We start from the raw sequence: 3,482 nt of genomic DNA on the forward strand, positions 1-3,482 counted from the left end.
CATCTTCATGTCCGTAATGCTTTATACGTTGTGCCCTAAAGCGGGATATATGTCTGCCACGGACACGCGGATTCCGGTGTCGAAGGATGTGCGGCGCGACCTCCGGGTTCTCAAGGCGCGGGAAGGCCGACGGTCATACGATGAGACAATTGCGGTGGTGCTTGACGCATATCTCTCTGAGAAGGTGGATTAATAAACTATAGTCGTGACTAGCGAACTAGTTGAATCAAACGACGCCGGGAGCACACGAGTCTGCCAGGACTTCGCTCCTATCGGCGTCGAAGGATGCTTACGCGGACACGGCGGGCGGGTGGCCCGTTGTCCTAACTCAACCAATGTGGTTGGGGCTTATGGGATTATCGGATTTTCACCCGGCGTTAGTGTTCGCACAAAAGCGACACTAAATGTACGATACGGACGATACGACGGCACACGAACCGACTGAGAAGCGAAGCCTTCGCTTTGCGACTGACCTCGAGGCGGACGTCTCGCTTACAGACTGGACCGCCCTTCGGGTTCATCGAGTAATCTTCGACGAGACAGAGAGTCAATTTGCGCTTCTCGAGGCACTACAAACAGCGGCGGACGGTGTCGACATACTCGAGTTTGAACACCGACTGTCGAGTTGTGGGTTTGACGTCGATGGGTCAGTCGTGAAACTTGCACGACGAGCTGTCGCCGGCGAGAGACGGGCTCTGTGGGACTTGATTCGGTATGCGCGACGGTTGGGACATGATGAGATGGGACAGCCACAGAGCGCCTTAGAGGACGCTCTCGCGTTCACTCGTCTATTGGGCTATAGCAACCCTCAACAGACGATAGCAATCGGTCTCAATGCGGCTTTCAGAGAGACGCGGCGCGACCAGGCCGACGAGATTATCGAGTACGTTCTAACGCTGTCTGAGAGCGTCGACGTGGTCCTTGGTGGGTCAGAGATCGACCGAGTGTACTTGCACAACTACTACGGCGATATTCTCCCATCGAGTGTTACGAATCCGTGCAACGACACCCGTAATGATTACTCCATTACGACGCTCGTCGACGTGGTTGGGACGGACGGACTTGCTGTCGAGATACTTCGGACGGTAGGTGAGACTGAAAGCGGACACATGGCCTACAGCGCCCTACAATCGGCGTTCAGTCAGTACGATAGGACCACGGTCTCGCGGCGATTGAACGAGAAGCTAATCGAGTATGGTCTTTGTGAGAAGTACGGCGCTCGCGGAAACCTACGAATCGAGATTCTCGACAAAGGAGCGTTGTACCTCGAAGAATTAGCCAAAGAGAAAGAGCGACAAAAGGCCCTTCAGGACTACGTTACGAACACCCCAAAACCAAACCACAATACCCGTGTAATCACGGACCGCCCTCGGGGAGGGAGGGAGGACGACCACCGACCGACCGCCGAAGGTGAGGCGTCGACGACGCCGGACGGACGGGTTCGCTTACCTCGGTATCACGGTGTGGACTATCTTTCGTACGCAGAGACGGTCTCAGCGGCGAAGACACCGCCGAAGAAAGGCGTTAGTGTGACAAACTACCCTGTCGAACCCAAATCTGACCGGGGAGAAGCCGGGTGGGGCTACCTTGAGGACGAGAATACGCTCGTCGTCTCTGCAGAGTACGACTCTGCCATGTCTCATGTGGTGATGATTGCACGAGCGTTACTCGATCCTAAGACGTTCGACCAGGTCCTTACCGAGGACCGTCTCGCGGAACTTGATGGACTAATCGAAGATGGGACGTACGTTCGTGGGTCTCGAAACCTCGGGTGGTTGGCTGACTCTGTCGACTCGGCGGGTGAGTACGTCGACGTCCTCGAGGACGCGAGAGACGAGCTACTCGACATGACGCGGTCACTTGCACATGAGGACTACGAGTGTGAGACGTCCGAGTACCTGAGTCGAATCACGAAAACGGCGATGGGTCTCGCGGGAACCGCGTTTCACGTCCTCGATTTACTCGATATTGACGTCGTTTGGGAGGCTCGCTTACCCGACTACAACCGACACCCGGAGCGATACGGGGAGGACAATGCCGAGTTGTTAGCAACGACGCTTGCGAAGAACGCGCCGATTGCGGCGACGTACGGGAACCACGTAGTCCGGCGACTGTTGTTTGAAGACCGAGACGAGAAGCGACGTCAGTCGTTCGACCCTGTCGTCGACGCGAGCAATCCGTATGCGAACCTGATTGCGTCGATCTCGGTGGTTGGTGACTTCGGGAATCGGGCGGACCACGTCGCCGGCGTAATAGAAGACCGACTGTCGAACCCTGGGGAGATTCACGAGGACGCGCCGGAGATTGCGCTCAAAGTCCCTGTGGTCGTCGAGCATGGTCCGAGTACGGTTGCACGAGTAACACGGGCAATGTGTCGGGCGAAAGGTCTCGACGCGACGAGAGACGCGATACGGCTATTCTCTGGGTTTGCACGGACACCGTACGACGTAGCCCACGCAATCGGGCGAGGGTTGTCTCAAGAAGCGACACCGAGAGAGATTCGGAGTAGCGAAGTACGGCTTTCACTCGCGAGTCTCCCGTCGAAGCGTCTCTTAGAGGACGCAACCCCCACGGTTCGGGCGATGATTAGTACGTTGCTCGCGACGAATCTGAGCCTTAGCAAGACAGAGTTAGCCGAGAAAGCGGGAATCTCGACGCAGTCGGTTCGGAACCACTTACCGACACTTGTAGCAATGGGGTTAGTCGACGAGACCGAGGGTCAGTGCCGACTGAACCTTTCGTTCACAGACGAGCAAGAACGCCACAAGCGGATTCTTCCATCGTTCATGCTGACCGAGTCGTTCACTCGAGACGTCCTCTTTGAGACGCTAGAAGCGCTTGATGAGTTGACCGAGGAGGTAATCGAGATATGGGTACAATGCGGACCTAACGGGCTACCGGACATCGACCGTCTCCATACGATGTACGACTGGGTAGACTGGGTACGTCCCTTACTGTCGAGTCTAACCGAAGAACGAGACGAGACGGTTCAGACGCTGTCTATTGGGCCGGAGATTGCACAGCAACCCCTCACGGAGGCAGGTTCGTGATTGAACTAACCTTTGGTAATATGTTCGTGATATGCGTTGTATTCGGGTATCTCGTAATCTCGTGGTATCTCTCGAGACAGTACGTTCATGATTAGAGTAGGGTCGACGAACTCTGAACCTATGAATCGCGGTCGGACAACAACCCCCCATGGAATCTTGAGGCAAGAGACAAACACGGACCACATGAACCCCCATGAGTAGTAAGATGAATTACGGTCGGTTCGGGCGATGTACCGCGACAGCTAAGAGTACGGGAAAGCGGTGTGGTCGACCAGCAATCGGACCACATGGGAAGTGTGGGTTTCACGGGGGCAAGAGTAGTGGACCGAAGAATACCGAGTACCTGGAGGAAAACGACTTTGCGAGAGGTAACTCGGGTGGGGGAGCGCCGAAGCTCAACACGAACGCGGTTCAGTCTGGTGCGTGGGTCGA

At 55.8% G+C, this 3,482-nt stretch carries 2 protein-coding genes; both read left to right on the forward strand.

From position 1 onward, the window contains the following. The coding region (locus C493_RS23545; protein WP_007261464.1) for a hypothetical protein at positions 1–193 on the forward strand (193 nt) is incomplete at its 5' end. Positions 194–404: 211 nt separating this feature from the next. After that, complete coding sequence (locus tag C493_RS20770; RefSeq protein ID WP_006655019.1) at positions 405–3,050, forward strand: transcriptional regulator; 2,646 nt, start codon at positions 405–407, stop codon at positions 3,048–3,050. The last annotated feature ends 432 nt before the right edge of the window (positions 3,051–3,482 follow it).

Source organism: Natronolimnohabitans innermongolicus JCM 12255 (genome assembly GCF_000337215.1).
Lineage (GTDB): Archaea > Halobacteriota > Halobacteria > Halobacteriales > Natrialbaceae > Natronolimnohabitans > Natronolimnohabitans innermongolicus.